The organism is Mucilaginibacter metallidurans (assembly GCF_003286435.2).
Lineage (GTDB): Bacteria > Bacteroidota > Bacteroidia > Sphingobacteriales > Sphingobacteriaceae > Mucilaginibacter > Mucilaginibacter gossypii.
On sequence record NZ_CP043449.1, the window covers coordinates 5849763 to 5868776 of the forward strand.

Here is a 19014-nt window from a genome sequence, read left to right on the forward strand (position 1 = left end):
TAAACTGTTTAATTGTCAATAGGTTTTATAAAGCTGAAAGCAGAAGGCCGAAAGCTTAAAGCTTTAAATTTTTGCCTTCGGCTTTCAATCTTTAGCTTTAAGCTTCCAGTTGTGCGGCCGCGGCATCATCCATAAATATCTGCGCATTTTGCAGCGTTTTAAATATTGATGCCGGTACATCGTTGGTAACACATCCTTGCAATGCCTCAGCAATAATTGGTGCTTTTTTACTTCCGCTGGCTATCAGCACCTGTACAGCAGCTTCGGCTAAATGCCGTAAGCCAAGGGTAATACCCTCGGTTAAAACTGTATCGGTGGTAAAGTATTTTTGAGCAACTTCTACAGTAATAGCTGCTAAAGGCGAATGATGCGCATAAGAATGAAAATCGGCGCCGGGTTCATTAAGGCCGATATGACCATTAAGCCCTACTCCAACCACCATCATATCCAATCCGCCATGGTTATCAATATGTTTATTCATGGCCTGGCATTCGGCATCCAGGTCATCAGCAACAGCGTTAAAGAACTTTACTTTACCGGGCGAAATATTAAGCGGCGTAAAAAAGTGCTTTTCGAGGAAATAAGTGCAGCTGCCATCATTAGTACGGTCGAGGCCAACCCATTCATCCAGTCCCACAAAGTTGGTTTGGCTAAAATCGACCTGTCCGTTATTTGCATACTGAACCAGGTAACTGAACATACCGGTTGGCGAATCGCCTGAAGGGAAACAGATCAGTGAATCGGGCTTTTGGTTAATCAGGGTAACTACCAGGTCGGCCACTGCTTTCGACATGGTATTATAATCAGGATATGTATGTAGTTTCATTTTCTATTTATTACCGAGCCAAAGATTTACAGGTTTATCAATCTTTGCCGAAAATGGCAGCTCAATTTTTTTGCCGGCACCTGCCGAGGCATAAGCTGCGTAGATAAGTTCGAGCACAGCTCTGCCGTCTTCCCCGGTTACAAGCGGGGTTTTGTTGTTCTGTACACAATCAATAAAATGTTTGAGCTCATGCGGATAACCCTGGTTAAAAGCCTCTTCAAAAATGGTGAAACTCCAGCCCTTTGTGGTATCTGATTTTTCCATGGCATAACCGTATCCGTCCCTGCTGTAAGTTACTGCCGCGTTACCCATAAATAAATCGGCGTATATAACACCCCCAAGACCGTGAATCTCACACCTGTCATCCATGCCACCATGTTTGGCCCAGCTATTTTCGGCAACGGCGGTTACCCCGTTTTCAAACTCAACAATAATTACCGAATTATCTTCGCCTTTAGTACGGCCTTTATGCAGCACCGTGCTCATGCTGGCGTAAACACTTTTGGGTTTAGCGTTGCCCAGCATCCACCTAAACCAGCCTAACGCATGGCAGCCCATGTCCATGATCACGCCGCCACCCGAAAAATTGATATCATAAAACCAATCCGAATGCGGACCGGAATGTTTTTCGCCCTGCTTCAGCATATAGATCTCGCCAACAGCTCCTTCCTTTACCAAATGCCTTGCCCGTTCATATTTTGGCGCGAAGCAAAGTTCTTCGGCATACATCATTTTTACGTTGTTGGCCTTGCATACGGCAATCATTTCGTCGGCCTCCTCAAGCGTAACGGCAAGCGGTTTTTCAATAATAACATGCTTGCCTGCTTTCGCGGCTTTGATGGTAGCTTCGGCATGAAGGTAGTTTGGTAAGCAGATATCTACAACCTCGCAGCCCGATTCGGCAAGCAGTTTATCAATATCATCAAACCATTGGGCTATGTGATATTTTTCGGCAAAGGCTTTAGCTTTTTCGGGCTTGCGGGCATAGCAGGCAACAACATCAGCTTCGGGAATGAAACGATGGTATGATTCCATGTGAATATCGGTGATAAAACCGGCACCCAGTATGGCTACTTTAGTTTTGTTCATAAAATGTATATATAATAAAACGCCGATAATTGGAACAGCGCACAGGATTTGCCTGGTTAAGAATACCGTTCAAGATTAACGAATAATATTTTAAAACCGAAAATTTTTGGAAGATGCTTGTTGGAAGCATGTAAGGGCTGCTGTGGTATCCAAGTTACATTGGCCCGCTCAATCGCCGCGGATTGGCTTGGTTCTTTTTCTTGATAAAAAGAACCAAGACCGAGCGATAGCGAGATAACGAACACCATAACAAAAACAATAGTGAGTAACTCAAGTCAGCAGATAGGCTTCTTTGCGCGCAAGGCCTTGCCCTGCAAACCGGGCAGAACCACGGGCTGCAATTATTTTGGCCTGCCTTCACAGGCTCCCGCTTCTGCAAAAACTTGCTATGCCCTTTCCGGCGCTCTTGGCCATCATTGTTCTGCCCGCTTTCGCCCGAAGCTTACCTGCTGACAGAAGCGGCTTCAAATATGTTACGGGAATTTAACGAGAGCCTTTATAAATACCATCTCCAAGTTTAAAGCAACAGTTTTATTCTCCTACCCCTCCATAATGTGTTTTTTAATAAACTCGATGGTTGATTCGGGCAGGGCATTGCCGCTGGCCTGTGTAAGGCTGCCGTCGGGCTGCAGTTCCAGCTCGGCATTGATGTTGTTATCAATAAAAACATGCAGCTTATTTTGCTCTTTTTCAACACGGCAGGTAAGCTCACGTTCTGAGTAGTTGATCAGGAACTCATATTTCCCGTCTTTCGCGGCCGGAGTGGTGTCTTTTTGATCGATCATGGCAGTTTGTTTATTGAGATAACATACCACGATTGATGATGTTTACTTTATTGACAAATAAAACAGCTGTTTAAACATGTTTTAAAATGAGGCAGAAAAAAAAGAGATAGCCCGCCGGCTTTCTCTTTTTTAAATTTAAGTTGACTGACCTCATTATTTATCATAAAGAACTAATTGGTTAGAACGATAATAACAATTAGTCAAATATAAGCACTATAGAATTAGTAGACTAATTTTTTTGATAAAAAATGTTACTTTTTTTTCATTTTGGGTCAGTTTTTCTTAACAGATGGCGTTTTGTTAACAATACTATCCTTTTTCTGCCCATTTCCGGGTAGTTTTGGCGCAAAATTTCTGATTATCGTATCCTTTTTAAATTTTATCGCATTATTCTTCCCAGTATCAACTTTTAGGGTACTATCCGGGATGTTTTTTATTCCGGGGCTCTTCAGGCTATCCGTTTTGAGGCTTACCCCCGGCTTAGCAGTTCCGGGTTTAGCAGAAGCATTTTTCCCTGGAGATTTAGTCGCCGGTGCTTTTTTACTACGCTTTTTAATAATGTCTTCTTTCGATGCCGGACGCTCTTTAGGTTTCCATAAAAAGCCTTTCAATATCTTATCATCCTCTTTAACTTTTTCGATAGGGATATAACGATTTTCGGGCTTGGTTAAAAAGTAAATATCTGTAGCCTGGTTCTTTTTAAAAACGGTACGGATCCGGCTGCTTAATGACCGCTGCATACCCGAAACCTTGCCGCTGTCGCGCTGAAAATAAATGGTTTCGGCATTGCCAAACGTATACATCTGGTCAAGCTTGTCATCCTTAAAATATCCCCGCATCTTTTTTCCCGATACCTGGTTAAAATGCGTTGAGTCATCCTTTTCAATATTTACGATAAATGCCGAGGGGAAAAGTTCAATATTATCCAGCTTTTTATGGCGCATTTGCATATATACGGTATCCCCGCTCAACTGCGAACCCTGTGTCCAGATAATCGGGTTTACATACATGCGCATGGTAGAATCGCTGTTGCTATAAAATACCGAATCGGATTTAGCCTGCAGATCTGATTTAAAGATCTTAACGTGGTGATGGCCAATAAGCATCCGCACGCGTGCCGTATCTTTCAAATTAACCGGGTATTGTTTAAAAACCGGGTCGCGTTGCATTTGTTCACGGTATATACTATCCTGCTTTGCTTTTTTGGCGGCAGCGAGCGCATCCTTTTTCCTTTGTAATGAATCATTTACCGGTTTAGGCTTTCCAAAAAAATCGCGGTGAAGATAACTTGTATCTTTAGGCACCCTTATATAATAAGCAGTGAGGAACTTTGACGATTTTTTATCCGCTGCCAGTTTACGCTGTTTCAGTGTAGTATCACGTAAGGTCCGCTGGCGTTCCTGGTAAATTTTCTGGTTTTTATAGGTCATGATCTGCGTTTCAATGGTATCGGCAGTCATGTATATCGAATCGCGTTTGATGTGGCTGGTATCTTTTGGCGCCACAGTTGTTTTTATTGGGACAAGCTTTCCTGCTACTTTAGCAACCCCAGGCTTAATAGCATCGGCCACCCCAGCCAGGCTGCCTATGTTTTTTATATTCGCTTTATCCTTATTGTTTTTTAATGCCGGGGCCGCTGCCTTCAGTGCCGAATCGATCAGCTTTTCGTTCCCTTTTTTAGCCTGCGTTGTAGCTTTAATCAAAGCATCAGCATTGGCATCTCTATTATTTTTCAAAGCACCCTGTACCAGCGTAGCCGCCATACCAACATTGGCACTATCCTTTTTACCTATAGTAAATGGTTGCTTAACAGGCATGGTGTTAGCCGGGGCTTTATGGCTGCTGTCAGGCTTTATAGCATTGGCAATTTTAGTAAGGTCAGTTACTTTTTTGGCAGCCGCTTTAGCATTCTTATTTGCAGCAGGCAATTGCTTAGCCGTGGTATCGGTTTTACTGGTGTCCTTTTGCTCGGAGATCAGTACCACATAAGCATTTTCGGTAACAACAGTTTTTTCTTCGGCCCTGTAATAAGTACCCAGGTCGCCTTTAATGGTTACTTTTTGTTCCTTGTCTTCGAAGGTGATGTTCTTTACCGCGCGGCCATATCCTTTTAGCTTGTCGTAAAAAAGGCTGTCACCTTTTAATGATTTGGTACCCTGTCTGTATGAGTTTTTTTTACCAAAATACGCTTGCTCAGTAACGGTATTATACAACCCGTTTTCGGTATACAGGGTATCCTTGTCCTTAGTACCGTAAATATTGGTTGGACCGAAAAAATAGGCAATACGCGTACCTGTATTATACTTAAGGGTATCGTTTTTGATCAATGCGTCGGGCGTGGTAAGCACTACATCGTACCGAAAGTAAGAGTCGCGGCTGAAAGCAAAATAATAGCCATTTTTACTGGTAAGCACATTATCCTTATTCACCAGTTTTCCGCCGCCTGTATAAGTACCTATACGGCTGGCCGTATTATAGGTAAGATAATTGGTGGTTAGCGTGGCATCACGGTCAACCATTTTAACGTTATCGGTGAGGATGGCTGTTTTGGTGTTGCCATTATAGTTCAGTTTATCCGAAAATATGTTCAGCGTATCGCCCTGGTTTATGTTTACATTACCAAAAGCATCAAAAGCATTATCGCTGGGATAAAAGTAAGCACTATCCGACCGGAGGATAGAGTAATCCTGCTTAAACACACCTTTATATACCTTAATCAGCTGTTTGCCGCTGGCCGTTTTTCCGCCGGTGCTTCGTTCAGATTGTATCAGGTTTACAATTGATTTTTTTTGGGCCATGGCTAAAGTTGCCATCGCCAAAAACAAAAAGCATAAAACATATTTCCTCACAATGGCAAAATTAGTTTTTTGTTGGGGTTATTAAATTAATAATTTTGATGAATGCTGCCAGTTAATCAGTTTGTTAATTTTATTGAGCAAAACAGCTTATTTGCGCCTGCTGCCAAAATACTGGCAGCTGTAAGCGGCGGCATCGATTCGGTTCTAATGGTACACCTGCTTAAAGCCACGGGTTATGATTTTAGCATTGCCCATTGTAACTTTCAACTGCGTGGTGATGAAGCCCTGCGCGATCAGGCCTTTTGCCGTGACCTCGCCACAACTCTTGGTGTACCCTTTCATACTGTTAATTTTGATACGGAGCAATACGCCGCAGACAACAAGGTATCCATACAAATGGCAGCCCGCGATTTACGTTATCAATGGTTTGAAACCATCAGTCAGCAATCAGGTTATGAGGTTGTTGCGCTTGCTCACCACCAAAACGATACTATCGAAACAATATTGTTAAACCTTACACGAGGTACTGGAATCGCCGGTTTACACGGCATTTTACCAAAAAACGGCAAGTTGGTGCGGCCCCTGATGTTCCTCGGCCGTGTGGAAATACAGACCATGGTTAGTGCCGAAGGTTTAAGTTTTGTTGAAGACAGCTCCAACGCATCAGCAAAATATGCCCGCAATAAAATCAGGCTGGAGGTAGTACCTAAGCTAAAGGAACTCAACCCTTCGCTGGAAAAGACTTTTGAAAGCAACCTGCTCCATTTCCGCGACCTGGAACTATTGCTTGAGATCAGGCTTGATGAGTTAAGGCAAACCCTGTTGCAAATATATGATGGTATCATTTACCTGTCCATTACCGGGGTAAGAAAGCTCAATCCTAAACGGCTGCTTCTCTTTAAACTACTAAATGAATACTGTTTTAATGAAGCTACTATAGATGATCTCATTGCTTCCCTCGATAAACATTCCGGCCGGATATTTGAATCTGGAACACATACCTTATTGCTCGACCGCGATAATATTATCCTTAAGCCAAAAACTACTGTGCTACCTGCCGAAGTTATTATCAACGCTACAGACCATGAGGCAAATTTTGGCGTTTATAAGCTTAACCTGTTGCACGATGATAGCGCGCTGATCATAAAGAACAATCCGCTGGCAGTATCTATTGATGCTGATAAGTTGGTTTACCCGTTAAAAATACGTACATGGTACGAGGGCGATCATTTTTTTCCTCTGGGGATGAAGGGCAAAAAGAAGCTGAGCGATTTTTTCATAAACCAGAAAGTGCCGCTGCACCAAAAGGAAGAAATCCCAATCCTGGTAAATGGCAACGGTGAAATTATGTGGATTGGCGGCTATCGCCCCGACGAAAGGTATAAAGTGAGTGATAACACTAAAAAAGTTACTATCTTCGAACTGTTTAAACTAACATGAGCGATAAATCCGTTTTTACTGAAAAACAATACCTTGGCCGGGAATTTATACCGCTAACCATACGCCTGGTTTTAGCCATGTTTTGTTTTGCAGCCTACTTTTTTACCGACGAACGTGAGCGTAACGGCGATTTGCTGGTTGTTGTGGGCTTTTCCATCATCATTATTTCCATTATCCTGGGGTTCCTGCTGCATTTCCGCACCCGTGTTGAAAACAAAAGCGTTATGCTTGACGGTTTGTGGACAACCAAGCTGGTAAAAATAGATTTGAACAGCATTGTTAAAGCCGAAAAAGGCACCTACAGCCGCTATATGTTCAACAATCCGGTTTATAATCTGCATACCAAAGGCACTATTCGCTTTTTCACATCAGGCAATGAAGCGATCCACCTTACAGATCGTGACGGCCTGCTTTACATCATCGGCTCCAAACACCCTAATGAATTTTTGAGGGCGATAAGGGAAGAGATGAAGAAGTAAGGAATCTTGAGAATAATTGAATTGCGGTTCTTTGCCTCAAAGAATATCAAATCCATAGTAAAACAAATTAAAATTCCAATAAACCAAAAGCGGCAAAATGGCTGATACGTATATCCAAAATTCTAAAATGTGGATTTGTATGTTTTCTCAAAATATTATAAGCATTTAAACTTTCAGAATCTGACGTTACAAAATATTCAATTGAAATATCTGTGTCGGCTTGCCCAAAAAGTTTAGAATCATTTATAATTAATGTTCTCTCTTTAAAATTAACGTTGCCTGCTCTACGCTCTGTATATAGTATTCAAGCGAATTCTCCAGTACGTTTTGCATGATCTAAGTTAAATGGTAATATTTTTAGATTTTTTAACGGTAATTGTTCAATAGATCCTCCTACGCAATATTCTGCAATGCTTACGGTAGAAATTACAAGTACGAATTCCTTCTCTAAAAAATAACGGAAATAGCCATCGTTATTTTTAAATAACGGATCATTTTCATTCAGGAAACGCAGAAAGAAACTTGTATCAAGGAGTACTGCTCTACGTATCATAGCCTCCCCGGATATCATTTAACCAATCGTCAGCATTAATCTGACTAAGCCAACCCTTTGCCTTTGTTCTCAGGCTCTTTAAATAGTCCTGATCATACTTAGGACTGTAATCAACCATTTCAACAAATTTGAGACTTTTTTTATCAATCTCTCCGGTTTCTGAATGTTGTTTGCCAATAGCTCGTATACCAAAAGATTTGTAAAGTATGTTACCTTCAAGCTGTTCAAGAATGTCTTTAGAGGTATCTACCGTCAACGTACCATAATCTTCTGTTAGAAGATGAATATTTGCCTTATCCTTCCCGCCCGCATCTGTTATCTTTCCATAAAAATAAAATTCGGCATCGGCCCACAGCGCTTCGGAACGAATAAAGCGAGTACTTCTATCGATGATTAAATCGGTTGTTTCCTCAAGTGACGTGCTGATGTTAAATTTAAAGTTTTTTTTCAATGCTGTATCCTGAAAAGACTCTATTGCTTTTGCCGTGTTCAAATTAAGAAAATCGATATTTTTTGTAGTATCAATTTGTGCAATTACAGCATTAAAACCAATAATAGCTTGGATGCTTGTTTTAAAGATATGCTTAACCGACCCCTCTTCTAATTGGTAGCTTATTATTGGTCGGTCTTTCTTTTCGTTAGGGAATAATAAATTCTCAGACTGTTCCAGTACGCTCATTAATTCGCGTATGTCAAGAGTATCTGGTTTTAATTCCAGATTTCCTTTGGTTCCAGTTATTCGAATTTCTAAATAGCCTATCTTTTCCACAATTACAAATCTATTAATTTGATCTAAATTATACGATTAACACTCTAAAACAGTTTATCAAATCAATAACATTTTTTATCATCTACTCACTGTCCATCACCTTCATCAACTCCTCTATAAATAAAATAGCCGCACGTTTACGGTAAACCCCTTTTTGCCACAGGATATATGATTGCCGTTTGATATCTTTTGATTCAATAGGTATAGCGGTGACTTTGTTCCAGCCAATAATGGCTTTTTCATTCAGGATAGTTGCCCAATGGCCGTTCTCAACCAGGGCTAATAATGAATGCACATCATTGAGTTCGATTTTTATATTAGGTACTATCTTTTTGCGGTTAAACAAATCATTAATAAAATCGCGCGAGCTGAAGCCTTTTCCCGGCAAGATGAGATCGAGTTTGGCAAGCTCTTCCGGGCTTACTTTCTTGAGTTGGGCCAGCGGATTATTTTTAGATACCACCATTACCACGCTCGAACTAAACAATTCCTGCATTTCCAGATCTTCATCATCACTTTCATTGTGGAAAGCGAGGATCATATCCAGCTCGGCAAGGCGCAGTTTCTTTTCCAATTCTTCGGGGCTGCCATAAGTGATAAAGATCTTGATACCGGGATATTTAGTACTGAAGGGTGCCAATGCAGGTAACAGCAAAGAAGTAAAAGCGTACGAAACGCCAAGGTTAAGCTCGCCGATGGTAGCATTCTGCAACTCACTGATGGCCTGCTTGCTCCGCTGCACATCGTTAAGGATTTTGCGGGCATGGGTTAAAAATATATGACCAGCCTCAGTGATCCGTACATGCTTGCCTATCCTGTCGAACAAAAGCATGCCCAGCTCCTCTTCAAGCTGCTTTATTTGTTGCGATAGCGTGCTTTGTGTAATGAATACCGCAGCAGCAGCCTCGGTAAAGTTCATGGTTTCGGCAGCCTTAACAAAGTATTGCAGTTGACGCAATTCCATAATCAATCGTTTTTATCTATCAATCCTATTAAAACAATCTATTTTACAAATGTATTGATATGGGCGATATTTGCAGCATAAAACAATTCAATAGTCTTGCATTAAGTACTCCCCTGAATTTGCTTTTGTTATGAATTGAACAAATGAATGTGTTTCGCTCTTTAAAATACCGTAATTTCAAGCTGTTTTTTTACGGTCAGTCAATATCCCTCATTGGCACATGGATGCAAAAAACAGCCGTAAGCTGGTTGGTTTACCGCCTCACCGGTTCGGCCCTCTTATTAGGGATTGTAAGTTTTGTGAGCCTGATCCCGTCATTAATATTGGCACCCTATGCGGGCAGTATTGTTGACAGGCATAACCGTTACCGCATTTTGGTTATTACACAGGTAGTATCCATGCTGCAGGCAGGCGCTTTTGCTTTCATGATCTTTTTCAAAATCTATAATATTCCCGCTATCATTGGTTTGAGCCTGTTACAGGGTATTGTCAATGCCTTTGACGTTACCTGCCGTCAATCACTAATGGTTGATATGGTTGATGACAAGGCCGATTTGCCTAATGCCATCGCCTTAAACTCAACCATGACCAACCTGGCACGTATTGCAGGCCCGGCAATTGCAGGTATCGTATTAAGTGCTTTTGGTGAGGATGTTTGTTTCTTCGGCAACTTTTTGAGCTATATCCCTGTGCTCACCTGTTTATTTATGATGAAGCTAAACACCATAGTGCCTGTCCGTTCAGAAAAAAGCATCTGGACAGAATTACAGGAAGGTTTCAGATACGTATCCGGCGACAGCGACCTGAGCAGCATGATCCTGATGCTTACCGCAAGCAGCCTGTTTGTGATACCATTTAATACACTGATGCCCATCTTCGCCAAAGATCTTTTTAATGGCGATGCAAAAACCTTCAGCTGGTTTGAGAGCGCAGCTGGTTTAGGCTCGGTAATTAGTGCTGTTTATCTGGCTAACCTGAAGAGTAATAAAAATCTTGTAAAGATCATGTCGATAGCAAGTCTCATTTTTGGTACAAGCGTGCTGATGGTGGCCTATGCAGGCAAACTACCTTTTGCTTTAATATTTATGGTATTTACCGGGGTTGGTATGATGGCGCAAACATCGGCCATCAACACCTATATCCAAACCCATGCTATCCCGGCTATGCGGGCAAGGGCTATCAGCTATTATGTGATGGCTTACCAGGGCATGATCCCGGTAGGCAGTTTGATGGCCGGTTGGTTAGCCAATGAACTTGGGCCGCGCAGGGCTGTTTGTATCGAGGGAATTATTGGGGTATTGGCCACTGCATTGTTTGTATTATATAAAAGAAGACAGGCAGCAGGTGAAGCAGTTGAAGGCAATGCGATGTTTGTTAAGTAAATCTATTTCATCTACCTGTTTAAATAAAGAAGCCCTTTCAAGTTTGTGGCCGTTGCGCAACAGGGCTTAAAATGGCTGAATAATTAAATTGCAAAGCAAATGATTATTCGGCCATTTGCTTTTATAGTCAATGCTGAAAGCAGTTAGTATGTTTGCTATCTTCAATAAACAGGCCGATAATGTATTGATTACGGCATCAGAATGGTTTCCCGGTAGCTTTCTTTTTCTTCTTCTGATTTTTGCAGGTATACCATTGACAAGTTTTTTAAGGTTATATGCAATGGCGGCCATGATCATACATTTATTGGCCAATTCGAGCCCTTTTGTGTTTACCTGTTTCATGCCTGTAAAATTGATCAGGGTGCCCAGTACCGGTTCTACCGTACTTTGTCTTACTTTCCTGGCCTTGCTCCCTTGTCGGGTTTGCATGCGTTCATGCATTTCTATATAAAGGTCTTTAGCTACGGAATCCTTAAACACTTTAAAGCCTTGCAGATTAGCGCAGGTGCTTTTAAGCGGACAGTCCCTGCAATCTTTAACACTGGTACGATATATCTTATGGGTATTATCGTTCTCTGCTTTTTTGAAGTTGTGAAAAGTAAGGTATTTGCCTTCAGGACAAACATACCGGTCTTGCTCCCCGTCATAACTGAAGCCCTGCCGGCTTTCCCTGCTTTGACATCCTGGCCTGTTAGGTATGAAGCCTTTAATATGATTACCAGCTAAAAACAGAAGCGCCGCTTCACCGCTATAACCTGTATCGGCAAGCACATCTTCTATTTCCATGCCATTATCTTTAAGGTTTCCGGCGACATGGGTAAGGATCTCAGGTAGGCATGGTGCATCTCCTTTATCTGCATGGAAGGCCTGGATGTGTGTAATAACGTGGTTTTGTGTATCTACGCTTACATGAGCCGAATAGTTCAGCCGTGTTGTTTTTCCGGGTTTCACCGATAACCGGGCATCAGGGTCTGATGGGCTGTAACGCTTGCTGTTCGCTTTCTTATCAACTTTAGCATTCTTTCTCGGCTTAGGCTTAGTGTTTTCATCCGGTATGTCCCCAGCCGGGGCTTCATCATTATGATCGTCCAATTGCTTGCCATAAGTTGCCGCATCATTCATGATCTCGCGTTCTACCAAACTTGACATAGCTGCATTGGCTTTGACAAATGCGCTATCGATAGCCTGTCTTTTACCTGCTACCAAACCTGCATCAATACACTTTTTCAGAACCTGTTTAAAGACAGCTGTAAACTCCTCTTCTCCGTAAAGCTGGCGTGTGCGGCTTAATGTCGAATGCCAGGGAAGTTCTTCATCCAGATCATATCCTATAAAATAGAGGATATCCATGCGCATACGTGAGGTAGCAATAATGCGCCTATCGCTATTCAGGTTCTCTAAATAACCAACAAGCATTAGTTTGAAAAACACAACCGGGTCAATGCTCTTTTGACCCTCTGTACCATAATATTTGCTGGTCGTATCATAAACAAAGTTCAGATCGAGTATACTTTTCAAACGCCTGTAGAAGTTATCTGCTGGAACGTAGTCTGAAAGCTGAAACCGGATAAAGAGCTTTTCCTGATAATCTTTTTTGCCTTGCATATCCTTAATATACAAAACAAATATCTGATTGTCAAATGTTTATAAAAAAACTAACCCAATCGAACTTTATTCGACTGGGTTAGTTGAAAACCTCAGTTTAGTTGCGCAACGGCCACAGTTTTGGAAGGGCTTTGTTGTAATAAAAAATCATTGCGAAGAGCGGAACAGGAATGAGCTTAGACGCGACGTGGCAATCGCATGCTATACAGGGCGACCATGCTTCCGTACGATTGCTTTGTATCTTATAATGACGTGATTGTAAATCATTGACTATTAAAGGTAAATTTTTGTTTTTAATTATAATGTGGGCGTTGCCTCCGGCCCGGGCTATTCGCTACAAGTCCTCGCCTTGCCCACACACAAGGCCTCCGCACGCTGTGGGCTTTCCGCTACTATCCCTAACGCGGCCTACACACCATAGCTTAAATATATCAAATCGGAGAGGTCATTTAATTTTTTTTCAGGGTTTTCCTGGTGGTTATTCACAATGACGCTTTTTTTTGACCTCCTTTATATTTTACATCTTCAAACCAATCTCCCTCAAGCGTTCATCCAGATACTCACCGGCAGTGATATCAGTATATAATTTAGGATGCTGTTCATCAATGCACGAATCAAGACTGGTCAGATCCATGTTCGATTTTGGGTGCAGGAAAAACGGCACCGAAAAACGGGAGAACTTCATCAGCTCACGCGGTGGGTTTACTACGCGGTGGGTTGTTGATTTTAACTTGTTGTTGGTTAAACGCTGCAGCATATCGCCAACGTTAACTACCAAATCTTCGCCATAAGCTTTAACCGGGAACCAGGTATTATCGCGGGTTAACAGTTCAAGACCGTCGGCGCTGGCTCCTATTAACAGGGTGATCAGGTTAATATCTTCGTGGGCTCCGGCACGTACAGCATCATCGGGCACCGAATCAGGATCGGTTATAGGGAAATAATGCAGGGTGCGAAGTATTGAATTACCGTTATGAACTTTATCATCAAAATAGTTTTCGGGCAATTCGAGGTAAACGGCAATTGCGCGGAGTAAATGTTTACCAGCTGCTTCCAGTTTTTTGTAAACTTCGATGGTGGTTGGGTTAAATTCGGGCAGTTCATTAACGGTTACATTATCCGGGTACTGTGCTTTCAGTACCTCGTCATCAGTTACGGTTTGGCCAATTTGCCAAAATTCTTTCAAGTCGGGGGTTTTAAAACCTTTTGCCGTTTCCTTGCCTTTACCGGTGTACCCGCGCTGGCCTGCTAAGCCTGGGATTTCATATCGCTGTTTTACTGCATCGGGCAGGGCAAACAGCGTTTTAACCTGATCGTAAAGCCTATCTATCAATTCTTTACTGAGACCGTGATTAGTAATGATAACAAATCCTGTTTCGTTAAAAGCCTTGCCAATATCGTTCGAAAATTGCTTGCGTTCATCGGCACTGCCGTTTATATAGGTATTCAGGTCCAGGCGTAGAATGTTTACTGTGCTCATAGTTATCGTTTATAAAACAGGTAGCAAAATTATTTAATTTTTAAGCGAGGAATACAAGATAGTGATAAAATTTTATCCCCATAATTACGCTGACCCTGTTCTCATTAACTCTTTAAAACAATTTTTGCTTTAAACGTTTTATACTTCTGCTTGTCATACATTCAGCAACACCAATGTGACAGGCCATCTTAAACATACATTATTATGAAATTTATTAATAAAATATGCGGTATTAGCTTAATAGCATTTTTAATAATGCTTGCCGCACCAAACATGAGTAAAGCCCAGGAAGGAGGCTATGTATCCGACCAGGAGTTTTACGACGAACTTGATCCATACGGTACCTGGGTTAACGACCCGCAATACGGTAACGTTTGGATCCCGGACGCCGGTGACAATTTCAGGCCATATGCTACCCGGGGCCACTGGGTAGTAACCGACTATGGCAATACCTGGGTATCCGATTATGAATGGGGCTGGGCTCCGTTTCATTATGGCCGTTGGCGCTATGATGATTATTATGGATGGGAATGGATTCCAGGCCATGAATGGGCTCCGGCATGGGTAAGCTGGAGGCACGGCGGCGGTTATTACGGCTGGGCGCCTTTACAACCAGGTATAAGTATCAATATCTCTTTTGGCAATAGTTATAATGTGCCCGACAACTACTGGGTTTGCGCACCACAGGCATACATCACCAGGCCAAATATCTATAATTATTATGTGCCGCAAACACGGGTAGTTAACATTATTCATCAAACAACAATTATTAACAACACCTATGTTAATAATAACCGTACCTACATAGCCGGCCCAAGAATTAACGAGATCAGGCAGGTTACCAACAACCGTAACGTGCGTGTTTACAACATTAACAACGTTAACCGGCCAAACGGCGGCGGCAGGGTAGTTAATAATACAGTAAACATTTACCGTCCGGAAGTAAGAAAAGCACCCGATGCACGACCTGCAAGGGTGGTAAACGCTGCGGCTTACAGGCAGCAAAACCCTAATGATGGCATCGCCAACAGGCGCGGCGGTAACGCTACTATCAACCCCAATAATGCGGCCCGTCTGCGTCAAATTGCCCGTAACGAAAGACCTGATAACAAAATAGTACAGGTTAACCATCCAGGCCCGGCATCCCGGCCTAACCCGGAAAATGGAGCTCGCCCAAATCAGCCAAATGCAAGGCCAGGAGACAATCAAGCTCAGCGTCAGCAACAGGCTCAACAACGCCTGCAACAGCAACAAGCACAAAGGCAACAACAGCTTGATCAAAGACAAAATAATCAAACCCAACGCCAGCAGCAACAACAAGCCCAGCGTCAACAACAATTACAGCAAAGGCAGCAAGATCAACGGGTAAAAAGCGAGCAGCAGAACCGTCCGCAGCCCCAGCAGGAACAGCAAGCCCAAAGGCAACAACAAGTACAGCAAAGACAGCAGCAACAGCAAGCTCAAAGAGAGCAGCAGCTACAACAGCGCCAGCAGCAGGAACAGCAGCAGGCTCAACGTCAACAGCAGCAGCAACAACAACGTCAGCAACAAATGCAGGCCCAACGCCAGCAACAGGAACAACAGCGCCAGCAACAAATGCAGGCTCAACGTCAGCAGCAGGAACAGCAACGTCAGCAACAAATGCAGGCCCAACGTCAGCAGCAGGAACAACAGCGCCAGCAACAAATGCAGGCCCAACGTCAGCAGCAGGAACAACAGCGCCAGCAACAAATGCAGGCTCAACGTCAGCAACAGGAACAACAGCGCCAGCAACAAATGCAGGCTCAACGTCAGCAACAGGAACAGCAACGCCAGCAACAAATGCAGGCTCAACGTCAGCAGCAGGAGCAGCAACGCCAGCAACAACAACAGCGTCAGCAACAGCAGCAACAACAACGCCAGCAGCAGGAAAGGCGACCTGCAAACCGGTAAAATAAATTTATAACCGCTACAATAAACAGCACGCATAAAGCATTATATACGTGCTGTTTTTATTTATAATCGCTATTATTAACAATGAAGAAATTCCTGCATATTAATTATTTTATCATCGCACTTGTTATCGTACTCAGTTCCACCGTCAGGGCACAGGAAAACGTAAGCAAGTCATCAACCCAAATCAACTTTATTGAAAACTCCTGGACCGAAGCTCTAAAACAGGCTGCCCGTCAAAACAAATATATTTTTGTTGATGCTTATGCCACTTGGTGTGGTCCCTGCAAAATGCTCAAGGCTACCACATTTAAAAACAACAAAGTAGCCGATTTTTACAACGATAATTTTGTAAATGTAGCTATCGACATGGAAAAAGGACAAGGCCCTGCCCTGGCTGCCGAATGGGGACTGCAGGCCTACCCTACCATGATTATATTTACCAGCAAAGGCAAACCCGTATCAGGAACCGTAGGCTATATCAGGGCAAATGACCTCATTAAATTTGGCAGGCAGGCATTGAATAAATAGTTCAATTGAACCTATAAAAAAAGACCGGCGCTATAAGCAACCGGTCTTTTTTTTAACTCAATTAACAACTTTATTTAGGTGTAGATAAAAGTACCTACTAATAAAGCCAACACCTGGTCCATAGATAATGGCTCGTCAAAAGCAGCGGTAGCAACGGCTACTGAAGTAGATGTGCCTGATACACCCGGCAATGTGGTGAGATTGACACCGCCCTGGGTAACGTTTTGTTCGCCATCGTAATTTCCGTTAACCTGCGGTACACCGGTATCGTTGCCTAAAGTAGCGGTACTGGTGATCCACGGGGAAACGCCAAGCAACTGCCGGATAGCCGATGCGTGACGGGCTTCAACCGCATGGATTGATAAAGCCGCTGTCAAAATATCTTTATTGCCCAACAAGTTAGGCGCCTGGCCTTTATAAGCACGTACACCTGTATCTTCAAAAGCCAGCGCCACCTTCAAAAACAAGTTGTAATTGCCGAACAAACCTTTAAAGGGCCCCTCACCTGTGCCGCCGCCTGCTGTAAAATCAAACTTGGGCGAAGTAACCGGCGTACCGCCCGAAGCTGTAATAGCTGTCTTAAGGAAAGCTACGTGCTGGTTTTCGTCATCTTTTACTGTATTGATATAAGAAGCACCCGCTGCAGGGATCAAGCCCGCCGAAGCAGCTCCCGTGTTATAAAATGACGACTCAAGGTATTCAAGCGTTAACGCATAATTTAAAACCTCAACCACGGTTGGTGCAGCAGCAGCACCGTATGCCCTTTTTAACATAGTGCCCATAGCGAACGGCACAGCGGCCATAGCCACTTTTGAACCGAAGCTGGTTATATTTTTGATAGCTGCACGACGCGGATTAAGCCTGTCGTTCAGTTCGGGATCAAATTTTTCTATCTCGTCTATTATATTAAATAAATTCATGGCGATGTGGGATTAAGCTGTGTAACTATAATTGGATGCACTCACTTTAGTTTTGAGGTAGGTGTTTGCGATAGGCAATACCTCGGCAATGGTAGCTGATTTATTCAAACCGTTGCTGTCAACCTGGTCATCGGCAGCAAATGAGCCAGCAACCAGCATATTGCTAATCAATGCAGCGTGCCTTGCCTCAACAGATACTATTTTACCCGCAATGGTTAAATAGCCGGCATCCTTAATCAGGTAACCTGCACCATCATAAGCTTTAACGCCGGTATCTTCAAATGCTTTGGCTGCACCAAGCACTGCAGATTTTTTGGTAAAATCGATAGTGCTGAAATCAACAGTAAGCGCCGGGATTGCGTTACCGCCCAAAGCAGCTTTGAAAAATTCGCGGTGTAGCACCTCATGATCACGGATACTTGTGAAAAGCGCTTTTTCATCGGCAGTCATGCCCGAATATGGCGTGGTAATTACCTGGATATAAAATGCGGCTTCCAGTTGCTCAAGCGCGTAAGCGTAGTTAAGGATTGCAAGATCGCCTTTGGCACCGATATCAATGCCCCCGCCAACAATTACCTTGTGGTCTTTGTGACAAGCTGCTGTAGCTAAGAGTCCGGCTGATGCCACGCCTAACCCCGCATAGCGTAAAAATGACCTCCTGGCCATATTTGCTCCGCCTATGCTTTCCTGTTCAGATGTTTTCATAGAGTTCGATTTTTAATACTATAATTAGTTATCTTGTAGATGGATATACGCCCGTAATAACCCGCCGGATTTCAATTTGCGATAATTAAGCTACTCTTAATTGGAGTGTTTAACTGCGGGTAAAACCTATCGCTCTATTTACAGCTAAAAAGACCTCCCCAAAATTCGGAATAATAAAAAAGGCCGAAACGCTCTCGCAGTTTTTCGGCCCTACATCTACCTATGAAAACAACCCTTTGAGAAGGGTATTAATACTTATCCAAACCTGGTGCCAAATCCTAAAACCGCTTTTAAACTTCTATAAATAAGCTTTTGAAGCTAACAGATATCCCCGTGTGGAAAGCAATCCCAAAATCGGGAATTATAAGCTACTATCATTAACCATTCTTAATTAAAAAGCAATCAGATCAGAGAGAGAGATTGAAATTCACGTTAAATAAAAAAGGCCGGACAACTCTCGCAGTTATTCCGGCCCTACATCTACCTATGAAAAACAACCCTTTGAGAAGGGTATTAAACTATATTCAAACCTGATGCCAATGTTTAAAAATGGCTTTAAATGCCTAATTGGCAGCTTTTTAAAACACAAACACTTCTCAATGTGTAGAAATGACACCCAAAACCGGGAATTAATTTCCCATTGGTTAATTTCGGCAGGCTGCATTTTAATCATCAGGCAACATAACGCCGTAATAAAAAAGGCCGGACAACTCTCGCAGTTAATCCGGCCCTACATCTACCTATGAAAAACAACCC

At 42.8% G+C, this 19014-nt stretch carries 16 protein-coding genes; 5 read left to right on the plus strand and 11 right to left on the minus strand.

Annotated elements, in window-relative coordinates; all coding sequences use genetic code 11:
- Positions 1 to 97: 97 nt before the first annotated feature.
- From DIU38_RS24875 to DIU38_RS24890, 4 genes are all read right to left on the minus strand, one after another.
- Complete coding sequence (locus tag DIU38_RS24875) at positions 98 to 826, minus strand: 6-phosphogluconolactonase (RefSeq protein ID WP_112657011.1); 729 nt, start codon at positions 824 to 826, stop codon at positions 98 to 100.
- 3 nt (positions 827 to 829) lie between these two features.
- On the minus strand, positions 830 to 1915 hold the full coding sequence (locus tag DIU38_RS24880; protein WP_112657009.1) for a Gfo/Idh/MocA family protein: 1086 nt from the start codon (positions 1913 to 1915) through the stop codon (positions 830 to 832).
- 539 nt (positions 1916 to 2454) lie between these two features.
- The gene (locus DIU38_RS24885) at positions 2455 to 2700 is read right to left on the minus strand and encodes a hypothetical protein (protein WP_091216455.1); all 246 of its coding nucleotides are present in this window, start codon (positions 2698 to 2700) and stop codon (positions 2455 to 2457) included.
- A gap of 272 nt (positions 2701 to 2972) precedes the next feature.
- The gene (locus DIU38_RS24890) at positions 2973 to 5498 is read right to left on the minus strand and encodes an OstA-like protein (RefSeq protein WP_243770668.1); all 2526 of its coding nucleotides are present in this window, start codon (positions 5496 to 5498) and stop codon (positions 2973 to 2975) included.
- 102 nt (positions 5499 to 5600) lie between these two features.
- On the opposite strand from DIU38_RS24890, the gene tilS reads away from it, so the two are divergent.
- Complete coding sequence (gene tilS / locus DIU38_RS24895; protein ID WP_112657003.1) at positions 5601 to 6938, plus strand: tRNA lysidine(34) synthetase TilS; 1338 nt, start codon at positions 5601 to 5603, stop codon at positions 6936 to 6938.
- A complete protein-coding gene (locus DIU38_RS24900) occupies positions 6935 to 7417 on the plus strand; it encodes a hypothetical protein (RefSeq protein ID WP_112657001.1) in 483 nt (160 codons plus the stop codon). Before tilS ends, DIU38_RS24900 begins: the two co-directional genes overlap by 4 nt.
- Positions 7418 to 7721: 304 nt before the next feature.
- On the opposite strand, the gene DIU38_RS33600 is transcribed toward DIU38_RS24900, so the two are convergent.
- From DIU38_RS33600 to DIU38_RS24915, 3 genes are all read right to left on the minus strand, one after another.
- Positions 7722 to 7970 (minus strand): PIN domain-containing protein, encoded by a 249-nt coding sequence (locus DIU38_RS33600; RefSeq protein ID WP_208057730.1) that lies wholly within the window; start codon positions 7968 to 7970, stop codon positions 7722 to 7724.
- A complete protein-coding gene (locus tag DIU38_RS24910) occupies positions 7960 to 8739 on the minus strand; it encodes a hypothetical protein (protein WP_112656999.1) in 780 nt (259 codons plus the stop codon). Before DIU38_RS24910 ends, DIU38_RS33600 begins: the two co-directional genes overlap by 11 nt.
- Before the next feature lie 82 nt (positions 8740 to 8821).
- Entirely contained in the window at positions 8822 to 9703 is an 882-nt protein-coding gene (locus tag DIU38_RS24915) for a LysR substrate-binding domain-containing protein (RefSeq protein WP_112656997.1), read from the minus strand.
- Between the two features lie 143 nt (positions 9704 to 9846).
- Here DIU38_RS24915 and DIU38_RS24920 point away from each other — a divergent pair, with 143 nt between their 5' ends.
- Positions 9847 to 11085, plus strand: a complete 1239-nt coding sequence (locus DIU38_RS24920) for an MFS transporter (RefSeq protein WP_208057729.1) — start codon at positions 9847 to 9849, stop codon at positions 11083 to 11085.
- A gap of 66 nt (positions 11086 to 11151) precedes the next feature.
- Here DIU38_RS24920 and DIU38_RS24925 read toward each other — a convergent pair whose 3' ends face one another.
- Together DIU38_RS24925 and DIU38_RS24930 are read right to left on the minus strand one after the other, a co-directional pair.
- Positions 11152 to 12690, minus strand: coding sequence for an IS1182 family transposase (locus tag DIU38_RS24925; protein ID WP_112658366.1), 1539 nt, complete (start codon positions 12688 to 12690; stop codon positions 11152 to 11154).
- 517 nt (positions 12691 to 13207) lie between these two features.
- A complete protein-coding gene (locus tag DIU38_RS24930; RefSeq protein WP_112656333.1) occupies positions 13208 to 14170 on the minus strand; it encodes an isopenicillin N synthase family dioxygenase in 963 nt (320 codons plus the stop codon).
- 204 nt (positions 14171 to 14374) lie between these two features.
- Here DIU38_RS24930 and DIU38_RS24935 point away from each other — a divergent pair, with 204 nt between their 5' ends.
- Together DIU38_RS24935 and DIU38_RS24940 are read left to right on the plus strand one after the other, a co-directional pair.
- Entirely contained in the window at positions 14375 to 16102 is a 1728-nt protein-coding gene (locus DIU38_RS24935) for a DUF6600 domain-containing protein (protein ID WP_146752299.1), read from the plus strand.
- An 84-nt stretch (positions 16103 to 16186) separates the two neighbouring features.
- The gene (locus DIU38_RS24940; protein ID WP_091173590.1) at positions 16187 to 16633 is read left to right on the plus strand and encodes a thioredoxin family protein; all 447 of its coding nucleotides are present in this window, start codon (positions 16187 to 16189) and stop codon (positions 16631 to 16633) included.
- Between the two features lie 74 nt (positions 16634 to 16707).
- Here the strand turns inward: DIU38_RS24940 and DIU38_RS24945 are convergent, their stop codons facing one another.
- Both DIU38_RS24945 and DIU38_RS24950 read right to left on the minus strand, forming a co-directional pair.
- Complete coding sequence (locus DIU38_RS24945; RefSeq protein ID WP_112656327.1) at positions 16708 to 17553, minus strand: ferritin-like domain-containing protein; 846 nt, start codon at positions 17551 to 17553, stop codon at positions 16708 to 16710.
- 12 nt (positions 17554 to 17565) lie between these two features.
- On the minus strand, positions 17566 to 18258 hold the full coding sequence (locus DIU38_RS24950; RefSeq protein ID WP_112656325.1) for a ferritin-like domain-containing protein: 693 nt from the start codon (positions 18256 to 18258) through the stop codon (positions 17566 to 17568).
- Between the last annotated feature and the right edge of the window lie 756 nt (positions 18259 to 19014).

Bases quoted from the DNA above. Each gene is read 5' to 3' on its own strand.
- DIU38_RS24875 (WP_112657011.1), bottom strand. From the start codon at position 826: ATGAAACTACATACATATCCTGATTATAATACCATGTCGAAAGCAGTG.
- DIU38_RS24880 (WP_112657009.1), bottom strand. From the start codon at position 1,915: ATGAACAAAACTAAAGTAGCCATACTGGGTGCCGGTTTTATCACCGAT.
- DIU38_RS24885 (WP_091216455.1), bottom strand. From the start codon at position 2,700: ATGATCGATCAAAAAGACACCACTCCGGCCGCGAAAGACGGGAAATAT.
- DIU38_RS24890 (WP_243770668.1), bottom strand. From the start codon at position 5,498: ATGGCCCAAAAAAAATCAATTGTAAACCTGATACAATCTGAACGAAGC.
- tilS (WP_112657003.1), top strand. From the start codon at position 5,601: ATGCTGCCAGTTAATCAGTTTGTTAATTTTATTGAGCAAAACAGCTTA.
- DIU38_RS24900 (WP_112657001.1), top strand. From the start codon at position 6,935: ATGAGCGATAAATCCGTTTTTACTGAAAAACAATACCTTGGCCGGGAA.
- DIU38_RS33600 (WP_208057730.1), bottom strand. From the start codon at position 7,970: ATGATACGTAGAGCAGTACTCCTTGATACAAGTTTCTTTCTGCGTTTC.
- DIU38_RS24915 (WP_112656997.1), bottom strand. From the start codon at position 9,703: ATGGAATTGCGTCAACTGCAATACTTTGTTAAGGCTGCCGAAACCATG.
- DIU38_RS24920 (WP_208057729.1), top strand. From the start codon at position 9,847: ATGAATGTGTTTCGCTCTTTAAAATACCGTAATTTCAAGCTGTTTTTT.
- DIU38_RS24925 (WP_112658366.1), bottom strand. From the start codon at position 12,690: ATGCAAGGCAAAAAAGATTATCAGGAAAAGCTCTTTATCCGGTTTCAG.
- DIU38_RS24930 (WP_112656333.1), bottom strand. From the start codon at position 14,170: ATGAGCACAGTAAACATTCTACGCCTGGACCTGAATACCTATATAAAC.
- DIU38_RS24935 (WP_146752299.1), top strand. From the start codon at position 14,375: ATGAAATTTATTAATAAAATATGCGGTATTAGCTTAATAGCATTTTTA.
- DIU38_RS24940 (WP_091173590.1), top strand. From the start codon at position 16,187: ATGAAGAAATTCCTGCATATTAATTATTTTATCATCGCACTTGTTATC.
- DIU38_RS24945 (WP_112656327.1), bottom strand. From the start codon at position 17,553: ATGAATTTATTTAATATAATAGACGAGATAGAAAAATTTGATCCCGAA.
- DIU38_RS24950 (WP_112656325.1), bottom strand. From the start codon at position 18,258: ATGAAAACATCTGAACAGGAAAGCATAGGCGGAGCAAATATGGCCAGG.